At 69.6% G+C, this 14483-nt stretch carries 12 protein-coding genes; 10 read left to right on the forward strand and 2 right to left on the reverse strand.

What is annotated here, in order from left to right; translation table 11 throughout:
* The first annotated feature begins 60 nt into the window (after positions 1-60).
* The 4 genes from BZB76_RS27380 to BZB76_RS27395 all read left to right on the forward strand — a co-directional run bounded on the left by BZB76_RS27380 (position 61) and on the right by BZB76_RS27395 (position 6633).
* Positions 61-4011 carry an AAA family ATPase gene (locus tag BZB76_RS27380; protein WP_147449565.1) on the forward strand — a complete coding sequence of 1317 codons (3951 nt, stop codon included), beginning with the start codon at positions 61-63 and terminating at the stop codon, positions 4009-4011.
* A 213-nt stretch (positions 4012-4224) separates the two neighbouring features.
* A complete protein-coding gene (locus BZB76_RS27385; protein ID WP_337959774.1) occupies positions 4225-4407 on the forward strand; it encodes a hypothetical protein in 183 nt (60 codons plus the stop codon).
* Between the two features lie 415 nt (positions 4408-4822).
* Positions 4823-5440, forward strand: a complete 618-nt coding sequence (locus BZB76_RS27390; protein WP_121437285.1) for a DUF47 domain-containing protein — start codon at positions 4823-4825, stop codon at positions 5438-5440.
* Entirely contained in the window at positions 5437-6633 is a 1197-nt protein-coding gene (locus BZB76_RS27395; RefSeq protein ID WP_246007239.1) for an inorganic phosphate transporter, read from the forward strand. The genes BZB76_RS27390 and BZB76_RS27395 overlap by 4 nt, the downstream gene beginning before the upstream one ends.
* 37 nt (positions 6634-6670) lie before the next feature.
* Here the strand turns inward: BZB76_RS27395 and BZB76_RS27400 are convergent, their stop codons facing one another.
* Entirely contained in the window at positions 6671-8350 is a 1680-nt protein-coding gene (locus BZB76_RS27400; protein ID WP_121437493.1) for a bifunctional metallophosphatase/5'-nucleotidase, read from the reverse strand.
* A 98-nt stretch (positions 8351-8448) separates the two neighbouring features.
* On the opposite strand from BZB76_RS27400, the gene mshD reads away from it, so the two are divergent.
* The gene (gene mshD, locus BZB76_RS27405) at positions 8449-9309 is read left to right on the forward strand and encodes a mycothiol synthase (RefSeq protein ID WP_121437494.1); all 861 of its coding nucleotides are present in this window, start codon (positions 8449-8451) and stop codon (positions 9307-9309) included.
* A 102-nt stretch (positions 9310-9411) separates the two neighbouring features.
* On the opposite strand, the gene BZB76_RS27410 is transcribed toward mshD, so the two are convergent.
* Positions 9412-9678, reverse strand: a complete 267-nt coding sequence (locus BZB76_RS27410; RefSeq protein WP_147449566.1) for a hypothetical protein — start codon at positions 9676-9678, stop codon at positions 9412-9414.
* Between the two features lie 383 nt (positions 9679-10061).
* Here BZB76_RS27410 and BZB76_RS27415 point away from each other — a divergent pair, with 383 nt between their 5' ends.
* From BZB76_RS27415 to pstB, 5 genes are all read left to right on the forward strand, one after another.
* Positions 10062-10286: a hypothetical protein gene (locus BZB76_RS27415; protein WP_147449567.1), complete on the forward strand. Its 225-nt coding sequence runs from the start codon at positions 10062-10064 to the stop codon at positions 10284-10286.
* 321 nt (positions 10287-10607) lie between these two features.
* The gene (gene pstS / locus BZB76_RS27420) at positions 10608-11711 is read left to right on the forward strand and encodes a phosphate ABC transporter substrate-binding protein PstS (RefSeq protein ID WP_121437288.1); all 1104 of its coding nucleotides are present in this window, start codon (positions 10608-10610) and stop codon (positions 11709-11711) included.
* Between the two features lie 92 nt (positions 11712-11803).
* A complete protein-coding gene (gene pstC, locus BZB76_RS27425; RefSeq protein ID WP_121437289.1) occupies positions 11804-12799 on the forward strand; it encodes a phosphate ABC transporter permease subunit PstC in 996 nt (331 codons plus the stop codon).
* Positions 12796-13680, forward strand: a complete 885-nt coding sequence (pstA, locus tag BZB76_RS27430) for a phosphate ABC transporter permease PstA (RefSeq protein WP_121437290.1) — start codon at positions 12796-12798, stop codon at positions 13678-13680. The genes pstC and pstA overlap by 4 nt, the downstream gene beginning before the upstream one ends.
* Positions 13681-13705: 25 nt before the next feature.
* Complete coding sequence (pstB, locus tag BZB76_RS27435) at positions 13706-14482, forward strand: phosphate ABC transporter ATP-binding protein PstB (protein WP_121437291.1); 777 nt, start codon at positions 13706-13708, stop codon at positions 14480-14482.
* Position 14483: the final 1 nt, after the last annotated feature.

Here is a 14483-nt window from a genome sequence, read left to right on the forward strand (position 1 = left end):
CTGCGGAGACGTGACGAACGTCCCGGTGAGGGAGAGCCCCGGCGTTTTCTGCTGACTACGATGACCATCGTGGTTTGGGGACCGGGTTATGGCAGTGCTCCGCCGCCCAGCCCCCCGACGGGGCAGGATCCGTTCGCGGAGGCAGAGCGGGACACGAGGGCGATGGTGGCCGCCGCGTGGTGGCCGTCGGCACCTCCGCAGCAACGCCATCACTCCATCGGCGGTCGCCTGCTCGCCCTTCCCGACGGCACCTGGTGGCTGTTCGGCGCCTGGGCCCGCTGGTACCGGCTGCATCCGTCCGACGGGCAGTGGTACCTGTGCCCGCCGCCCCGCACCCCCGCGGTCCGGATGGCGGCGCGGCCCGCGCATCAGGGGTCCGGGCGGATTCCGCACCTGCCGCCGCATGTGATCCCCGCCGGGCCCGACTTCGCCTATGACCCTCCGGCGGGCCTGCCGTTCGTCGGGCACGGGTTCGCCACCGAAGTGACGGCGCGCGTCCGGTCGACCGTCGAGTCCGCCGCCGCGCTGCACGCGCCCGACTACCCGCACTGGTCGCCGGAGTTCTCCAGCGACACGCCGTCCACCGTGGCCCTGGCGTGGGGCGTGATGTTGTGGTGCTCGTCCGCGCCCGCGTTCGACTCGCGGCTGGACGCGCAGATGCTCGACCTGTGGAAGCCCTACCGGGCCAAGCCGCTCCCGCACGTGGACGGCCCCCGCTGGCTCACGCCGCCGCCCCTGGAGGCCCTGGTCGGGCTGTACGCCGAGCGGTTGCGGGCCAGCCGGGTCGACGCGGCGGTCGTCGTGCTGCGGACGATGTGGGCCGTCGCCAGCGCCCTCCGCGACGACGTCCGGTTCCAGATGCGGGCGGACGCTTTGCTCGCCATCCTGAGCACCACGCTCGCCAACCCCACGGTCGACTACGGGGCGCTGCCCTACGGCGACCAGGCGATCGTCCAGCAGTGGCTGACGCGGTGCCCGCCGAACCTGGTCCCCGCGCTGCGGAACGAGAGTTCGCCGGGCGACAACTTCCGGCACGCGTTCTACACGCTCAGCGAACTGGTGGCCGACCTGTCCGGCGACCCCGTGGACCCCGCCTACATCGAGCCGCGTCTCGTCGCCGCCGCGCTGCTCGCCGCCGACCTGGACGTCGTCCGCAAGGACGTGGCCGGCTCCATCGTCCCGTGGCTGGACCCGGAGATCCGCTACACCGTGCAGGCGGTGTCGGAGCAGCAGGGGCATCCGCTGCGCCGGTTGTGGCCACAGGACATGCGCCTGCCGGAGCCGCTGCGGTCCGCCGCCGGGTCCGGGCCGGGTGCCGAGACGTTGCTGGCCGCGATGTACGAGCTCGACCTGGCCTGGTGCCGCCTGGGCGGGATGCCCGCGCGCCCCCGCGGTTTTCCCGTTCCGACGGCGATCGTCGCCGGGATCATCGGCCGCAACCGGGCCCGCGCGACGGCCGCCGCCCCGACCGCGACGCCGCCGCCGAGCCCGGCCCCGGCGCAGCCCGCCCCGTTCGGGATGCAGAGCCAGCCGGGGCTCGCCCCCGGCACGCCTCCACAACCGCAGGGGTCACCGTCCGAGCCCGACCGTCCGTTCGTCCAGCCGCCCGCCCAGCCGGGGTGGGAGAACGCGCCGGGCCCGCGGGCGGACGACCAGATGGCGGGGCAGGGGCAGCAGGCCGCGTTCGCCCATCCGGACCCGATCATCGGCGGTCGGCAGCCCGCCGAGGAGGACCGGGACGAGGGGAGCGTCGCGCCGCCCTACACCGAACTCGGGTTCCAGCGTCCCGGCGCGGCGCCGCCCGCACCGATGCAGAGCACCCCACCACCGCCGCAGCCGCCTACGCCCGCCGTGCCGGAGCAGCAGCTCGGCGGCTACTCGCCTCCGGAGGACGACACGCCGGACGGGAGCGTCGCGCCCCCGTACACGCAGCTGGGCTACCAGCCGGCGGGTGCCGCCCCGCAAATGCCGCAGCCGCCGCCCAACGTGCCGCAGCCACCGGCCCAGCCCCAGGCGCAGGCGCAGCCTCAACCGCAGGCACAGCCTCAAGCGCAGCCGCAGCCGCAGGCACACGCGCAGCCGGCTCCGGCGCCCGCCTCGTTCGATCCGCATGCCACGCGGATGGAGGGCTCGGGGGCGCCGCCGGTCCCGCCGGGCCCGCCCGGCACGCGCGTGTTGCAACCCGGTGACCTGGAGGCCGACGACCCCGCGCAGCCGCCGCCCTCCGCACCGGGCGCCGCGCCGCCGCCGGGGACGAAGGTCATGTCCAAGACGATGATCGGCGACTTCGACTTCCTGGACGACACCCCGGCGCCGGAACAGCCCGTCCACGAGATCCCGCCCCCGCGGGACCGCGGCGAACGACGCGTCCTGGAGCGGTTCGGGTTCGGGTTCGTGTACGGCGACCACGACGTGACGGACCTGCTCGCCGAGCTGCGCCGCCAGGTGCTGGAGCGCAACGCGCCCGTGAACGACGGCATCGAGGCGACCCGGGTGGACGGCGCGCCCAGCTCGATCAAACCGGCGGTGCCGGGCGTGCTACTGGTCGGCGGCCCGCACTCGGGGCAGCGCCGCCTCTCCCGGATGATCGCGTTGACGCTGGCGAACGCGGGCCTCGGCGACGGGTCGATCCGCGCGCACGACGCCGAGGACGTCCGGGACGCGCCCGCCGAGCGGATCGGCCGGATCCTCGCCCAGCCCGGCCCGGTGATCCTGTTCGAGCGGCTGGACGTCGCGATCCGCTGCGCGCCCGACCAGGGCGCGGTGGTCGGCGCGGTGCGCCGGGCCCGCCGCGACCCGGTGAACACCACGCCCGTCATCGCCACCTGCGAGCCGCAGGCGTACAAACAGCTTCTGCGGGACCATCCGAAGCTCGTCCAGGCGTTCCGCGTCCACCGGCTGCCCGACTTCAGCGATCTCGACAACCGCATGACGCTGCTGCACCTGCTGGCCGAGGAGCGGCGCGTCACCATCGGGGCGTCCGCGCTGGAGGTCGCCCGCGAGGACCTGAACCGGCTCCGCGGGCCGGGCGATCTCGTCAACGCGCGGCTGGTCGAGGCGTACCTCGACCAGGCGGCGCAACGGAACATGGAGCGCGCGGGGGCGTCCCACGACCGGCTCGTGCTGACCCCCGACGATCTCACGGGCGTCGCCGAGGGCATCGAGCCCGCGCTGCGCCCGCCCGGCGACATCGACGGCTACCTGCGGCAGCTCGACCAGCTCACCGGGCTGGAAGAGGTGAAGGACGCCGTGCACGAACTCGCCGAGGAGGCGGGGCTCGTCGCCGACCGGGCCCGGTACGGGGTGTCCGCAGGGGAAGGCCGACACCTGATCTTCGTGGGGCCGCCCGGGACCGGGAAGACGACCGTGGCGGGTCTCATCGGCGGCATCTACGCGGCACTCGGGCTGCTGGCGTCCGGGCATGTGGTCGCGTGCCGTCCCGTCCACCTGGCGGGACGTGACCGGGTCGACACCGAGAACCGTGTCGCGAGCATGGTGGAGCAGGCGCTCGGCGGGGTGCTGCTCGTCCAGGAGGCGTACCGCCTCGACCGGAGCCCGGCCGTCGTGGCGGAGCTGCTGCGCCGGATGAACGCGGCCCGGGGCAGGTTCGTGGTGGTCTGCTCCAGTCCGGCGGCGGAGATGGAGGGCTTTCTCGCGGGCAACCCGACGTTCCGCGCCGAGTTCGGCCGGACTCTGGAGTTCACCGGGATGGGCGACCGCGACATGGTGAAGCTCTTCCAGAGCTATGCCGAGCGCGACCTGTACATGCTGGACGAGGAGCTGAGGGTCGAGCTGCTGACCCGGTTCGAGCGGATGCGGGACGACCCGCAGTTCGCCTACGCGCGGACCGTCCGGGCGCTGTTCGAGCAGACGGTGGCTCGGCAGGCGGCTCGACTCCGGGGCGCCGACGTCAACGCCGCGACCGTGGCCCGGCTGACGGCCCGGGACCTGCCCGAGACGGCGCTGGAGCAGATGCTCGGCGACTTCCGTCCCGGGACGAACGGGACATAGGTATTAAACAGTCGATTGCTGGGAAGGCTTCCGGGAAGTCACCGCAGGGCCGGGGCGCGGCCCGGGACCGCACGGCCGCGGGGCCGGTGCGGAGCCCCCCGGATTGACAGGGTCACGTGTGGCCCTCGAATGGCCCTCTTGGGTCATGTGCCCGTCCAGGTGGGAAGCGTAGCCTCGGACCTGGGTGTGGGGAACGAACGGAGGTGGACGCTGGTGCGACAGTACCTCGATTTGCGCGTCCACGACCGTGTTGCGCTGGACGAGATCGAACTCTATGCCGAGATGCTCAGCGCGGTGGCGGCGGCGAAGCGCCCGCTGACCGTCGCGGAGATCGACATGGTGCTCGGAGTGCGGTCCGACGAAGCCGGTCGTCGCGAACTGATGCCACGGGACTGAGCGAGCGTCCCAGGGGGATCCGGAAGGGCGTCCTTCCGGAAGAAGAACGAAGAGCAGTCGCACGCGGCGAGCCGGGGACGCGTTCGCGGCGTCCCCGGCTCGCCTCATAGTGATCGACCCGCGACCCGCGAGCCGATGCGCCCCGTTCCGGTCGAACCCCTCGGCCTTCGCGCTCTGTAACAAATCTCACTGCTGACCTCAACCGGCCTTGACCGGAGGACCCCGCCGAACCGGCCCGAAACGCCGCCGTCCCCCGCAGATAGGGGTCTCGTGCGAGGTATGTACCCGATGATCCGGGGCAATCCTGGAAGTGAGAGGATGAAGGACACCAGCCGAAGCTGGGGCAAAGGTTCTTTTTACGGCTGGTAGCGCCTACGATCCTCTGCGGACTGTTCCGGCACATCAGGAGAACGACGTGCGCTTGCGTCTCACGCCGCGTGAGGACAGCTTCTACGACATGTTCGCCGATTCCGCGAACAACCTGGTCACCGGCGCCAGGCTGCTCGTGGAACTCATCAGCGACGGTGCCGACCGGGCAGCGATCGCGGAGAAGATGCGCGCCTGCGAGCATGCGGGCGACGAATGCACTCACGCGATCATGCGGCGGCTCAACGAAACGTTCATCACCCCCTTCGACCGCGAGGACATCTACCGGCTGGCCTCCACGATCGACGATGTGATGGACGAGATGGAGGAGGCCGCCGACCTCGTCGTCCTCTACAAGATCGAAGAGTTCCCGAAGGGCGTCGTCCACATGGTGGAGGTGCTGGAACGGGCGGCGGAGTTGACCGCCGAGGCGATGCCGAGGCTCCGGTCGATGAAGGAGCTCAACGAGTACTGGATCGAGATCAACCGGCTCGAGAACCAGGGCGACCAGATCTACCGCAAGCTGCTCGCGCAGCTGTTCAGCGGTGACTACGACACCCTGACCGTGCTGAAGCTGAAGCAGGTCATCGACCGGTTGGAGGACGCGGCCGACGCGTTCGAGCACGTCGCCAACACGGTCGAGACCATCTCGGTCAAGGAATCATGAGCGTGGGGGACGAGCCGCCGGAAGGGCGCGCCAGCGCCGTCGGCGGCCCGGTCGGCGTGGCGTTGACCAAGGACCAGCCCGCGGGCGCCGAACCGACGCTCGGTGAGCAGGTCCGCCGCGGCCCGGCCAGGTTCTGGCCCGTCCTGCTGATCGGCTTCCTCGCGGTGGTGCTCGCCGGGGCCCTCGGTCTCCGGTCGGACGCGCAGACCGCCGTGCTCATCCTCGTCGTCGTCATCGCGCTGGTCTTCGACTACACCAACGGGTTCCACGACGCCGCCAACGCCATCGCCACCTCGGTGTCCACCCGTGCGCTGACACCCCGGGCGGCGCTGCTGATGGCGGCCGTGATGAACCTGATCGGCGCGCTCCTCGGCGTCGAGGTCGCCAAGACCGTCAGCGAGGTCATCACCCCGCCGACGGGGCTGCACGGCCTCACCGTGGTCGCCGCGGGCGTGCTCGGCGCCATCACGTGGAACCTCATCACCTGGTACTTCGGGCTTCCCTCCTCGTCCTCGCACGCCCTGATCGGCGGCGTGGTCGGCGCCGGGTTCGCCTCGGCGTCCGCGGTGAGCTGGGGCACCGTCGTGGAGAAGGTCGCGCTGCCGATGGTGATCTCGCCGGTGGCGGGGTTCTGTCTGGCCTATCTCGTGATGATCGCCATCCTGTGGCTGTTCCGCCGCGCCAACCCCGGCCGGATCTCCCGCCGCTTCCGGATCGCCCAGTCGCTGTCGGCGGCGTCGATGGCGCTCGGCCACGGCCTCCAGGACGCGCAGAAGACGATGGGCATCATCGTCCTGGCCCTGGTCACCACCGGCCACTCCGACGGCAAGGACGTGCCCCTCTGGGTGATCGTCGCCTGCGCGAGCGCGCTGTCCCTCGGCACCTATGCCGGCGGCTGGCGGATCATGCGGACGCTGGGCCGCAAGGTGATCGAGCTGGATCCGCCCAAAGGATTTGCGGCTGAATCAACAGCCTCCATGATTCTTTACGCCACCGCATACATCTGGCACGCTCCAATTTCGACGACGCACACGATCACGTCCTGCATTATGGGCGTCGGCGCCACCAAGCGGCTGTCCGCCGTCCGGTGGGGGGTCGCGGGCAACATCGTCGTCGCGTGGGTCCTCACCATGCCGATGGCCGCGTCGGTGGCCGCCGTCGTCTACTTCGTCGTCCACTTCTTCGGAGGCTAGGACGGGCGTCCCGGCCCCCGAAGAAGCGGCCGCCGGGTCACCGCCCGGAGATACGGGTGAGCGGCGGTGGGGCGATGGTGCCCTGCGCCGCGAAGTAGGCGACGAGCGCGTCCAGGTCGATCGGACCGAGCACCTGGCCGGTCCCCTCGGTGAAGACGGTGAATCCGTCGCCGCCTCCGAGCAGGAAGTTGTTCGCCGCGACCTTGTAGGTGGCCGCCGGGTCGATCGGGGTTCCGTCGATGGTGATGCCGGAGACGCGGTCCCCGACCGGCCTGGACCGGTCGATGGTGAAGCTCAGGTTCGCCGACGGCTGGAGGATCTTCTCCCCGGCGGACGTCCACTGCTGTTCGAGAAGGGCGTCGAACCGTGCCCCGGTCAGGGACACGACGCCCATCACGTTGCTGAACGGCTGGACGGCGAACGCCTCGCCATAGGTGACCACGCCGTCGCCCTCCGAGCCGCTCGCCGCGAACGTCAGGTCGGTGCGGACACCGCCCGGATTCATCACCGCGACCTGTGCCCCGAGGCTCCTCATCGAAGCGAGCTGCGCGTCGGCGATGACGTCGCCGAGCGCGGTCTCGCCCGCCGGGGACTGCGCCCGAGTGAGATCGGCGCTGATCCTGCCGACGGGCTTGTCGGCGATCTCGGACACCCGCTCCTTCCACGTCTGGACGAATTGTTCCGTCGCCGGGTCCGGGGCGATGTCGCGGGTGACGACGTGGTTGTCGCCGCGCAGGCTGGAGCGGACGATGTCGCCCGTCCGGCGGTTCACCCGGAGGTCGACCTGGGTGATCACGCGTCCGAACGAGGAACCGGACGAGAACAGCCGCGGCCGTCCCCGCGGATCCTTGACGGTGCAGATGTACTGCTGGTGGGAGTGCCCGGACAGGACGACGTCGATCTCCGGATCGGCCTGCGCGGCGATCCGGGAACCGGCACCGGGCCGGACACCGCATTCGTCCGGCCGGGACCCGGGCTCGACCTGGTCGCCCTCATGGACGAGCAGGACCATCGCGCGGACGTCCCGCCGCCTCAGCTCCCGGGCGGCACGGTTCGCGGCGGCGACCTCGTCAACGAACTCCAGGTCCTTGATGCCCTCGGCGGTGACGATGCTGGGCGTGGTCTTGGTGACGACTCCGATGAACCCGACCCGAACACCATTGATCCGACGAATCGTCCATGGCTTCATGGCGGGCCTCTGATGCCGCTTCTTCAGCACGTTCGCGGCGAGGTAGTCGAACCGCGCACCACGCCACGTGCCCGCCGGAGAGCACCCGTCAACCGGGTGGCAGCCACCATGCTGGATGCGCAGCAGCTCCCGATACCCCTCGTCGAACTCGTGGTTGCCGACCGCGGAGGCCGTGACGCCCACGTCCCCGAGAAACTGGACGGACGGCTCGTCGTGATAGGCCGCGGAGATCAGCGGCGTGGCACCGATCAAGTCACCCTGCGCGACGGTGAGGGTGTCACGATCACGCAGCCGCTTGAGATGGGCCGCGACATAGGCGGCGCCCCCGGCGAGAACCGTGTCGCCGTTCTCGTCGATGACCCTGCCGGAGCTGCCGGACGGCGGCTCCAGGTTCCCGTGGAAGTCGTTGAGCGCGAGCAGCCGTACCGGTGCCGTCGGGGCCGGATGCGCCGCCGCGGGCTGCGCGGCGAGGCCCACGACGGTCAGCCCCGCCGTCGCGCAGGCCAGGAAGGTGCGTCGTCGAGTCATGCCGCGGACGTTAGGCGCGACCGGCATACGCCTCCAGGCGACCCGATGACGTTTCTGTGACAACTTGACCAGGGGATTCGCCGCATACAGTGTGGATCATGAACAAGGTGTGCCCGATGGGCGACGGCGAGGCCGCCGACGTGCTGGAACTGGTCGAGGCGGCCGCGGACGCCGACGGGGTCGGACCGCTGTCGGAGCACGCGCTGCTGGCCCTGCGGGGCGGCCGCGCGGGAACGGTGCTCCGCGACCGCGGCGTGATCGTGGCGTATGGACATCTCGATCCGCCGGACGGCGACGAGCCCGCGGCGGCGGAACTGGTCGTCCACCCGAAGCAGCGGCGGCGCGGACACGGCCGCGCACTCCTCCGTGCACTCCGCGCCGAGGCGAACGGCCCGCTGCGGATCTGGGCGCACGGCGACCTACCGGCCGCAGCGGCCCTCGCGGACGCGGAGGGCCTGACCCGGGCCCGCGCCCTCTTCCAGATGCGACGCCCGGCGTCGGGCCCGCTCCCGGAGCCGCACCTCGCGGAGGGCGTCACCCTGCGGACCTTCGAACCCGGCCGGGACGAACAGGCATGGCTGGAGGTGAACGCCCGCGCCTTCGCCGACCATCCCGAACAGGGCGCCTGGACGATCGAGGACGTCCGCGACCGCGAGGCCGAGGCCTGGTTCGACCCGTCCGGCTTCTTCCTCGCCGAACGCGACGGCCGCCTCGCCGGCTTCCACTGGACGAAGATCCACCCGGACGACATCGGCGAGGTCTATGTCATCGGCGTAGCCCCGGACGCCCAGGGCCTCGGCCTGGGCCGCGCCCTCACCCTGACGGGCCTGCACCACCTCCGCGACATGGGCGTCGACCAACTCATGCTCTACGTGGACGAGTCCAACACCGCCGCCGTCCACCTGTACGAGTCCCTCGGCTTCACCCACCACGCCGTAGACGTCATGTACGCGACCTGACATGGCCCCTCGATGTCGATTTCCATCTTCTCGACATCAGGTACGTCGCGCATAAGCAGTCCTTCTGTTGGGTGACCTCGGCTGGGGCCCAGTGATCCTGGCCTAGGAGCGCTGGGGGAAGCGTTGCCGTTTCTCGATCCGCATGAGCGGGCTTCCGTCGGGTGAGTGCACCATGAGGTCGAACCGGAAAGGACCGGGCTCCAGCGGAGGGGCGAGCCGCATCAGGCGTCGGTTCCGCCGCTTCGACTCGGTCGCCGTGGCCAGGATCTCCCGCTGATCATCGGCGAAGCTGTACCCCAGCAGGCCCGACTCGTCGTCGAAGCCCCTGTTGGTCACGATGAGCACCGGGGCGCGGGACATGGCAGTCATGGTCGTACAGTACGGCAGTTTCGCATTCGACTGACGAGCTTGTGACTCCATTGTCCGGCGCTAGCATCTTGTGCTGCCGTGCCGTTCGTCCAAAGCAACCAAGTTGAGCCCTGATGGAGAAGACCGTTGTGCCTGCCTACTCGGATGACCGAACATGGCCAACGGCTCCATGAGACAGTGGGCAAGCATCTCTAAATGGCTTGGAACGACCTGCAATCGTCTCGCGGCGGCATCAAAAGTGGATTCACCGCTTCCCCCTATGTCTTCGCTATGGCGTGTGCGGAGGCCGTAGAGGTCGCCTGGAGAGGGCCTGAAAACGAAGAAGTCTCTTAAATGATCGGGGCACGCTCGCCGAGGTGGAGTAGATCGTGATGGAGACTGGTATGTGTCACAACACTCCCGCGACCGATTCGCGTGGACGGGTGCCGAACTCCCTGGCATGGTGCTTCTCCCGACACGGCGCGAACAACTTCTCTCGGGGCTTCGGCCTGGTCGGGATGGCCCAGGCCGGGGGTGGCAGCAACTTCACCGAGCTGGTTCGGAAGCACGTTCCCGACTACAACAGGCGGGACGACGGGCTTTACAAGGATCCGCCGGCGGAGGGCTGACCGGTCGGGGCCGCCGGCCCGGCCTTGGCGTGTGGAGCGGTCCGGCGGTGGTGGGCGGGGACGTTCTAAACCTGGGTTGTCGTGTTCGGGGGAGTTCTTTGCGGTTGTGAGCTGCGCCGTTAATCGGGCGTACATGGCAAATCGGGGCATTCTTCGCGGGAGTGGTCATCCTCGTTCATCTGCCGTTCATCCGGATCGGTGGGGCTGGTCACCTGGCCTGCCTAGCGTCGCTGTCGACGGTGACCCCGGCGTCTGTAAAGAGCATCGGACCAGGACCGGCCCGGGGGGCCGACCGACGGAACATATAGAGGAGACCCTCCGGTGAAGAACGGTTCCCGACTTGCCGCCCTCGGCGGTGTGGTCGTCGCGGGGGCGCTGGCCCTCACCGCCTGCGGGAGCGACAACAACACGACGAAGAGCTCGGCCAACGCGCCGGCCGGTGGCATCGACTGCGCGAAGGGCAGTGTGAACGCGGCCGGTTCCAGCGCGCAGAAGAACGCGGTCGAGGAGTGGACGAAGGTCTACGCCAGTGAGTGCGCGGGCGCCAACCTCAACTACAACCCGAGCGGTTCGGGCGCCGGAATCCAGGCGTTCACGAGCGGTCAGGTGGCGTTCGCCGGTTCGGACTCGGCGCTCAAGCCCGACGAGGTCGCTCCGGCGCAGCAGCGCTGCCAGGGCAACCCGGCGCTGAACCTGCCGATGGTCGTCGGCCCGGTCGCGGTCGTCTACAACCTCCAGGGCGTGGACGGTCTGAAGCTGTCGCCCGAGACGATCGCGAGCATCTTCTCCGGCAAAATCAAGAAGTGGAACGATCCGGCCATCGCACAGGAGAACTCGGGCGCCAAGCTTCCGTCCTCCGACATCAAGCCGATCTACCGCTCGGACGAGTCCGGCACCACCGACAACTTCACGGACTACCTGAACAAGACCGCGCCGAGCGTCTGGACGTGGGAGAAGGCCAAGAAGTGGCCCAACTCGACCGGCCAGGGCGCCCCCAAGTCGGACGGCGTCACCAGCCAGGTGAAGAGCACCGCGGGCGCGATCTCCTACGTGGAGATGTCGTACGCGGAGAACAACAAGCTGCAGACCGCGCACGTCAAGAACGGCGCCGGTGAGTACACCGAGCTGTCGCCGGACAGCGCGTCCAAGGCCGTCGCCGGAGCGAAGATCGTCGGCACCGGCAACGATGTCGCACTGAAGATCGACTACACCACCAAGGAGCCGGGCGCGTACCCGATCGTCCTGGTCACGTACGAGATCGCGTGCACGAAGGGGCTGCCCGCCGAGCAGGCCAAGTTCGTCAAGTCGTTCTTGACCTACACCTCCAGCGCGGCCGGCCAGAAGATCCTCACCGACGTCGGCTACGCGCCGCTGCCGCAGAGCGTGCTGACCAAGGTCCAGGCGTCCGTGAAGGCCCTGTCCTGACGACGGACGACGTCCCCCGCCGCCCCGCCACCGACGATCTCGGTGGCGGGGCGGGCGTGGGTGCGGCCGATGTGATCCAAGGAGGACCCCCCATGAGCAGTGAGAGCGGTGTCGAGACGCGGGCCGCCGAGGGGCGGGTGGGCGCGCGACACCGCGCCGACGACGCCCGGATGAGCACCGGACGCGCGGGCGACAAGATCTTCGCCGGAGCCGCCCGCGGCTCCGGTATCACCGTGCTGGCGATCGTGGCCGCGATCGGAGCGTTCCTCGTCTGGAAGGCCGTACCCGCGCTTCAGGAGAACGAGGCGAGCTTCCTCACCAGCGAGGAATGGAACCCGAACGCGACGCCGCCGAAGTTCGGCATCGCGCAGCTGGCGTTCGGGACGGTGATGTCCTCGCTGCTGGCGATGATGATCGCCACGCCGGTCGCGATCGGCATCGCCCTGTTCATCTCGTTCTATTCGCCGAGGAGACTGGCGGCCGGACTCGGCTATGTCGTCGACCTGCTCGCCGCCGTCCCCAGCATCGTGTACGGGCTGTGGGGCCTCGCCTTCCTGTCCCAGCACATGGAGGGGATCAGCAGGTTCCTGAACGGCGCGCTCGGCTGGATCCCGCTGTTCGGCGGCGACAGTCCCGGCAAGAGTTCGATCTTCACCGCCTCGGTGGTGCTGGCGATCATGATCCTGCCGATCATCTCGTCCATCTCCCGCGAGGTGTTCCTCCAGGTCCCGCAGGCCCATGTGGAGGCGTCGCTGGCGCTCGGCGCCACCCGCTGGGAGATGATCCGCATGTCGGTGCTGCCCTACGGGCGGTCCGGCATGATCGGCGCGTCGATGCTCGGGCTCGGCCGGGCCATGGGCGAGACGATCGCCGTCGCGATGGTGCTGACCTTCGTGCCCGGGATCAACTGGCACATCCTGGAGAACGGCGGCGCCACGTTCGCGGCCAACATCGCCAACAGCTTCGCCGAGGCGTCCGTCACCGGGCGCGGCGCCCTCATCGCCTCCGGACTGGTCCTGTTCGTGATCACCCTGGTCGTCAACATGGCGGCCCGCGCGGTCGTCGCGCGCCGGAAGGAGTTCGTGTGACCATCCACTCCACGGGCCTGACCCCGGTCTCGCCGGGCCGGAAGGTCAAGGACCGGCTCGTCCAGGCCCTGGTCTACCTCGCGTTCGCGCTCGCCGTGATCCCGCTCGTGTCGGTGCTGTGGACGGTCGTCGTCAACGGCGCCAAGCGGTTCGACCTCACGTTCTTCCAGTTCTCCATGAACGGGGTCGGCGGCAAGGACTCGGGCGGCGGCGCCTACCACGCCATCATCGGGACGTTGGAGCAGGTCCTCATCACCAGCGTCATCGCCGTGCCCCTCGCCGTACTGACCGCGATCTACCTGGTGGAGTACGCCGGGAACGGACGGCTCGGCAAGGCGATCAGCTTCACCGTGGACGTGATGACCGGCATCCCGTCCATCGTGGCAGGCCTGTTCGTCCTCGCGCTGTGGCTGCTGACGGTCGGGTTCGGCTTCTCCGGGTTCGCGGGGGCGCTGTCCCTCACGATCCTGATGATCCCCACGGTGGTGCGGGCCACGGAGGAGATGCTGAAACTCGTCCCGAACGACCTGCGCGAGGCGTCCTACGCGCTCGGCGTGCCCCGCTGGCGGACGGTCTGCTTCGTCGTCCTGCCCACCGCCATGACCGGGATCGTCACCGGCGTGATGCTCGCCGTCGCCCGCGTGATGGGGGAGACCGCGCCGCTGCTGCTCACGATCTTCTTCACCAAGGCGATCAACAACAACCCGTTCGAGGGCCCGCAGGCGTCGCTGCCCACCTTCATCTGGGAGCAGGCGTCCGACCCCAACCAGAACTCGATCGACCGGGCGTGGACCGGCGCCCTCGTCCTGATCGGGATCATCATGCTGCTCAACCTGATCGCCCGGTTCGTCGCCCGGCGCAGCGCCCCCACCGGCCGCTGAACCCACAGAAAGGACCATCACCTCCATGGCCAAGCGGATCGAGGTCTCGGGGCTCCACGCCTACTACGGCGGCGTCCACGCCATCGAGGACATCTCGATGACGGTCGAGCCGCGCTCGGTGACGGCGTTCATCGGGCCGTCGGGCTGCGGCAAGTCGACGTTCCTGCGCACGCTCAACCGGATGCACGAGGTCATTCCGGGCGCCCGCGTCGAGGGCAAGGTCATGCTGGACGAGGACGACCTGTACGACTCGTCCGTCGACCCCGTCGCCGTCCGCCGCGTCGTCGGAATGGTCTTCCAGCGGCCCAACCCGTTCCCCACCATGTCGATCTACGACAATGTCGCGGCGGGTCTGAAGCTGAACGGTGTCCGCCGCAAGGGCAGGCTGGACGAGATCGTCGAGGAGTCGCTGCGCGGCGCCAACCTCTGGAACGAGGTCAAGGACCGTCTCGGCAAGCCCGGCGCGGGCCTGTCCGGCGGCCAGCAGCAGCGCCTGTGCATCGCCCGTGCCATCGCCGTCCAACCCCAGGTGCTGCTGATGGACGAGCCGTGCTCCGCCCTCGACCCGATCTCCACCCTCGCCATCGAGGACCTCATCGAGAAGCTGAAGACCCAGTACACGATCGTCATCGTCACCCACAACATGCAGCAGGCCGCCCGCGTCAGCGACCGCACGGCCTTCTTCAACATCGCCGGGACGGGCAAGCCGGGCAAACTCATCGAGATCGACGACACCAGCAAGATCTTCACCAACCCGGAGCAGAAGGCCACCGAGGACTACATCACCGGACGCTTCGGCTGAC

This window comes from Actinomadura pelletieri DSM 43383 (assembly GCF_003634705.1).
GTDB lineage: Bacteria > Actinomycetota > Actinomycetes > Streptosporangiales > Streptosporangiaceae > Spirillospora > Spirillospora pelletieri.

Excerpts from the sequence above, each read along its gene's own strand:
- BZB76_RS27380 (WP_147449565.1), top strand. The coding sequence starts at position 61 with ATGACCATCGTGGTTTGGGGACCGGGTTATGGCAGTGCTCCGCCGCCC.
- BZB76_RS27395 (WP_246007239.1), top strand. The coding sequence starts at position 5,437 with ATGAGCGTGGGGGACGAGCCGCCGGAAGGGCGCGCCAGCGCCGTCGGC.
- BZB76_RS27400 (WP_121437493.1), bottom strand. The coding sequence starts at position 8,350 with ATGACTCGACGACGCACCTTCCTGGCCTGCGCGACGGCGGGGCTGACC.
- mshD (WP_121437494.1), top strand. The coding sequence starts at position 8,449 with ATGAACAAGGTGTGCCCGATGGGCGACGGCGAGGCCGCCGACGTGCTG.
- BZB76_RS27410 (WP_147449566.1), bottom strand. The coding sequence starts at position 9,678 with ATGACTGCCATGTCCCGCGCCCCGGTGCTCATCGTGACCAACAGGGGC.
- BZB76_RS27415 (WP_147449567.1), top strand. The coding sequence starts at position 10,062 with ATGTGTCACAACACTCCCGCGACCGATTCGCGTGGACGGGTGCCGAAC.
- pstC (WP_121437289.1), top strand. The coding sequence starts at position 11,804 with ATGAGCAGTGAGAGCGGTGTCGAGACGCGGGCCGCCGAGGGGCGGGTG.
- pstB (WP_121437291.1), top strand. The coding sequence starts at position 13,706 with ATGGCCAAGCGGATCGAGGTCTCGGGGCTCCACGCCTACTACGGCGGC.